Below are 3,759 nucleotides of genomic sequence, written 5' to 3'. Positions count from 1 at the left end.
CCCAGTGACCGGCACGCCGACGTCGCCCGCGCCCGCCTCGACCCCCGCCGTCGTGCGCCGTGCCGACGTGCTGATCTCCGGCTGCGGCCCCGCCGGCGCCACCGCCGCCGCCCACCTCGCCGCGGCGGGGCTGGACGTGGTGGTGCTCGAGAAGACCGCGCACCCGCGTGAGAAGGTCTGCGGCGACGGCCTGACCCCGCAGGCGGTCCGGGAGCTGCAGCTGCTCGGCGTGCCCCACCGGGGTGAGCCCGGCGACGACGGCGGCTGGCGCGTCATCCGCGGCCTGCGGCTGCGCGCGGGCGAGCGCAGCGTGGACGTGCCGTGGGCGCCCACCCAGACGTGGCCGGACTACGCGCTCACGCGCACCCGACGCGATTTCGACGCCCTCCTGGCGGACCTGGCGCGCACCCGCGGCGCCGAGGTCCGCGAGCGGCACGCCGTCACCGGCGTCGTGCGGGACGAGGCCGGACGCGTGGTCGGGCTGGACGCGGAGCTGATCGCGCCGAACGGCCGCAAGACCGGGGAGACCGCCCGCTTCACCGCACCGATCGTGCTCGCGTGCGACGGCGTCTCCGCCCGCGCCGCCGTCTCCGCGGGCCTGCACCGCCGCGAGGACCGGCCCATGGGCGTGGCCGTGCGGGCCTACTACACCGCCGGCGCCGCCGTCGACGGGGCGATCCCCGCCCCGCCCGGCGACCGGGGGGAGTGGATGGAGTCCTGGCTGCGCCTGCCGGATGCCGAGGGCAACCCGCTGCCCGGCTACGGCTGGCTGTTCCCGCTCGCGGACGGCACCGTGAACGTGGGCCTGGGCATCCTGGACACCTCCCCGCAGTTCGGGAAGCTGGACTACCGCGGGCTGCTGAAGTCCTGGACCGAGGCGCTCACCGCGGACTGGGGGATCGCCGAGCAGACGTGCACCTCGCGGATCCTCGGCGCGGCCCTGCCGATGGCGTTCAACCGCACCCCGCAGCACGTGCCGGGCATGCTCCTGGTGGGCGACGCGGCCGGCATGGTGTCCCCGTTCAACGGCGAGGGCATCGGGTTCGCGATGGAGGCGGCCCGCCTCGCCGCGGAGCTGGCGGTGCAGGCGCACGCGGCCGGGACCGACGGCGCCGCGGACGCGATCCTGTCCCGTTACCCGGTGATCACCCAGCACCTGTGGGGCCGCCACTTCGCCCTCGGCGCCCGGTTCGCCCGCCTGATCGGCGATCCGCGCGTGATGAAGGCGGCGCTGGGCGCCGGGATGGCCGCACCCCCGCTGCTGCGGGCCGCGGTGAAGGTCATGGGCAACACGGTGGACGCGCGGGGCGGCGACGCCGTCGACCGGGCCGTCCGCGTGCTCGAGGCGCTCACCCCCGCGCTGACGACCGCGGGCGGCGCGCCGTTGGGTAGGCTTGCCCGGTGACCACCGCAGACCCCGGCTTCGCCCTGCCCTCCGGCTTCGAACCCCTCGCCGAGCATGGCCGTGTCCTGGAGGTCGTGCTGACCGCGCTCGAGCAGGTCGAGGAGCAGCTGGACAGCGCCCTCGGCTTCGACGACCTCTTCTCCGACACCGCCGCCCACCACCTGCTGGCCGCCGGCGGCAAGCGGGTCCGTCCGGTCCTGACGGTGCTCGCCTCCCTCCTGGGCGACCCCGCCCTGGCCTCCGGCGAGGTCGCCGACGTGGACGCGCCCGCCCGCCAGGCCGCCGTCGTGATGGAGCTGACGCACCTGGCCACGCTGTACCACGACGACGTGATGGACGAGGCCCCCGTGCGCCGCGGCGCCCCCGCCGCCCACCGACTGTGGGGAAACTCGGCGGCGATCCTGGCCGGCGACCTGATCTTCGCCCGCGCCTCCCAGCTCATGGCCGAGCTCGGCCCGCGGCCCGTGCAGATCCAGGCGGACACCTTCGAACGCCTCGTGCAGGGCCAGCTGTGGGAGACTCGCGGCCCGGCCGAGGGCGCGGATCCGATCGAGCACTACTACGCGGTGCTCTCCGGCAAGACCGGCTCGCTGATCGCCGCGGCGGGCATGCTCGGCGCGCTGCTGGGCGGGGCCGACGAGGCCGCCGTCCAGGTGATGCGCGCCTACGGCGAGAAGGTGGGCCTGGCCTTCCAGCTCGCCGACGACCTGATCGACCTCACCGGCGACGCCGAGCGGATCGGCAAGGTCCCCGGCACGGACCTGCGCGAGCGCGTGCCCACCCTGACCACGCTGCTGCTGGCCCGGGCGGCGCAGGGGGAGGGGCCGGAGGCGGAGGACGCCCGCCGGGTGCGCGCGCTCGTGGACGGGCCGCTCGACACCGACGAGCAGCTGGCCGCCGCCGTCGCCGCGCTCACGGGCCACCCCGCCATCGACGAGGCGTGGGCGATCACCCGCGGCTGGGCGGAGCAGGCCAAGCAGGCGCTCGCCCCGTTGCCGGACTCCGCCGTGAAGACGGCGCTCGAGGCGTTCGCCGACTACGTGGTGGGGCGCTCGGCCTGACGCCGCGGTCCGCGGCGTCACCGCCGTGATCCGGGGCGGCCGCTCAGTCCAGGCGGGTCGGGGCGGGGTCCAGCGCGGCCGCGAGCTCCCGGGCCTTGAGGGCGCGGACCTCCGGGGCCACCGGGTGGCGCAGCTGCCGGTAGAGCAGGTCCCCCTCGAAGCGCGGGAAGACGTGCAGGTGGTAGTGCCACACGTGCTGGTTGCCGGCGGGCTCGTTGTGCTGGCGCGTGGAGATTCCCTCCGGGGCCCACGCACGCTTCATGGCCAGCGCCACCTGCTGGGCCATCAGGGCGATGCGCTGCAGCACGCGCGGGGGCAGGTCGTAGAGGTTCTCGTAGTGCTCGGCCGGGCAGACCATGGCGTGTCCCTCGTGCTCGCCGAACCCGTCCACGGCGATGAGCACGAGCAGGTCCTCGTCCTGGTAGACGGTGTCCCCGAGCTCGCAACGGTTGCCCGGGTCGGAGACGTCGCCGGCTGCGAGCCCGCAGAACGGGCAGACGTAGCCGTCCGGGGCGTGGGAGACCGGGGCGGGCGCGGTCACCGGTCCGGCCCCTCGTCGTCGTCCTCGGGGTCCTCGAAGGTCCACGCGAGCAGGTCCGTCAGGAACTCGCTGAAGGTGCCGCCCTCGTCCTGCCACTCGCCCTCGGGCGCGTCGGCACCGGCGGAGCGCCGCCACACCAGCGGGTCCGGCAACGCCAGGTTGTCCACCGGCAGGCCCCACACGACCGTCTCGTCCGCATCCTCCAGGAACATGAGGAAGCCGTCCCGCACCTCGAGGTCCTCGGGGTCCCACACGTAGTGGTCCGTCTCCATGAGGTCGCCGCAGTTGCCCAGGGCGAGGTAGAACTCGCGGAGAGCAGCCGGGATCATGAGCCCGGCGCCGAGCTGCTCCGCCGCGGGGGACTGGGCCAGCCGGGCGTCGACGTCGGCGGGGGCGAGGCCGTCGTCCTCGGCCCAGGCGTCGCCCAGCAGGTCCGGGACGAGCCGCTGGAAGGCCGGGAGGTACACGGGGGCGGGGGGCTTGGCGGGCATGCCGCCAGTCTAGGTGTTGTGGGTCATGAGGTTCTTGCCACGAGGCGCCGGCTGAGATGAGACGAGTGGGCCTCTCCCGCAGGATGGAAGTTCCTCAACAACCCACCTGCCAGAAGAGACCCACTCATGACTCACGCTAACGCACCCCTGACCCCGACCGGCCGTCTCAGGATGGTCCACCGCCACCTGCACGACGGGATCCCGCAGGCACACGTGGCCGCCGAGTTCCGCGTCAGCCGCCCCACGGTGGCCACCTGGGTG

General features: G+C 74.9%; 5 protein-coding genes. 3 read left to right on the top strand and 2 right to left on the bottom strand.

What is annotated here, in order from left to right:
- Positions 1–4: 4 nt before the first annotated feature.
- Together ACZ1IK_RS11045 and ACZ1IK_RS11040 are read left to right on the top strand one after the other, a co-directional pair.
- The gene (locus ACZ1IK_RS11045; RefSeq protein ID WP_101967399.1) at positions 5–1,405 is read left to right on the top strand and encodes a geranylgeranyl reductase family protein; all 1,401 of its coding nucleotides are present in this window, start codon (positions 5–7) and stop codon (positions 1,403–1,405) included.
- Complete coding sequence (locus ACZ1IK_RS11040; RefSeq protein WP_101967400.1) at positions 1,402–2,466, top strand: polyprenyl synthetase family protein; 1,065 nt, start codon at positions 1,402–1,404, stop codon at positions 2,464–2,466. Before ACZ1IK_RS11045 ends, ACZ1IK_RS11040 begins: the two co-directional genes overlap by 4 nt.
- 43 nt (positions 2,467–2,509) lie before the next feature.
- Here ACZ1IK_RS11040 and ACZ1IK_RS11035 read toward each other — a convergent pair whose 3' ends face one another.
- The gene (locus ACZ1IK_RS11035) at positions 2,510–3,007 is read right to left on the bottom strand and encodes an HIT family protein (RefSeq protein ID WP_036318075.1); all 498 of its coding nucleotides are present in this window, start codon (positions 3,005–3,007) and stop codon (positions 2,510–2,512) included.
- Positions 3,004–3,498: a hypothetical protein gene (locus ACZ1IK_RS11030; protein ID WP_041104945.1), complete on the bottom strand. Its 495-nt coding sequence runs from the start codon at positions 3,496–3,498 to the stop codon at positions 3,004–3,006. Before ACZ1IK_RS11030 ends, ACZ1IK_RS11035 begins: the two co-directional genes overlap by 4 nt.
- A 126-nt stretch (positions 3,499–3,624) precedes the next feature.
- Here ACZ1IK_RS11030 and ACZ1IK_RS11025 point away from each other — a divergent pair.
- On the top strand, positions 3,625–3,759 hold a 135-nt coding region (locus ACZ1IK_RS11025), incomplete at its 3' end, for a helix-turn-helix domain-containing protein (protein ID WP_363677926.1).

This window comes from Micrococcus sp. CS26, assembly GCF_055522295.1.
Note: the sequence above shows the minus strand (reverse complement) of the source record. Positions and strands in the feature narration are given on the sequence as shown.

What these genes read in the sequence shown, in the direction of transcription:
- ACZ1IK_RS11030 (WP_041104945.1), bottom strand. Translation starts at nt 3,498, where the DNA reads ATGCCCGCCAAGCCCCCCGCCCCCGTGTACCTCCCGGCCTTCCAGCGG.